At 63.3% G+C, this 675-nt stretch carries 1 protein-coding gene; it reads left to right on the top strand.

Annotated features, from left to right (window positions below):
• On the top strand, window positions 1–675 hold a 675-nt coding region (locus tag EFB14_RS32755; protein WP_164737640.1), incomplete at both ends, for a MobA/MobL family protein.

Here is a 675-nt window from a genome sequence, read left to right as displayed (position 1 = left end):
ATCGCGCTGGTGCGCGAATTCGTGCGGGACAATCTCACCGCGAAGGGAATGGTCGTCGATTGGGTTTACCACGACAAGGAGGGCAACCCGCATGCCCATGTGCTGATGACATTGAGGCCGCTGACGGAGGAGGGATTTGGTCGGAAGAGGGTGACCATCATGGGCGAGGACGGCACACCGCTGCGTGTCGTTACGCCCGACAGTCCGAACGGCAGGATCGTCAACAGGGCCTGGGCGGGTGACAAGGAAACCTTGCAGGCGTGGAAGATCGCCTGGGCGGAGACGGCCAATCGGCATCTGGCGCTTGCCGGTCATGAGATCCGGCTTGACGGCCGCTCCTATGCCGAGCAGGGACTGGATGGGATCGCGCAAAGACATCTCGGTCCGGAGAAGGCAGCGCTTTCCCGCAAGGGCAGGGAGCTTTATTTCGCGCCAGCCGATCTTGCCCGCCGCCAGGCGATGGCCGACCGGCTGCTGGGCGAACCGGAGCTTCTGCTGAAGCAGCTCGGCAATGAACGCTCCACCTTCGATGAACGCGACATCGCCAAGGCGCTGCATCGCACCGTCGACGATCCCGCAGACTTTGCCAGTATTCGCGCGCGGCTGATGGCGTCGGACAATCTGGTCATGCTGAAGCCACAGCAGGCCGATGCCGAAACCGGCAAGGCGGGGGAA

This window comes from Rhizobium fabae, assembly GCF_003985135.1.
GTDB classification, from domain to species: domain Bacteria; phylum Pseudomonadota; class Alphaproteobacteria; order Rhizobiales; family Rhizobiaceae; genus Rhizobium; species Rhizobium pisi.
This window is presented reverse-complemented; position numbering and strand designations above follow the sequence as displayed.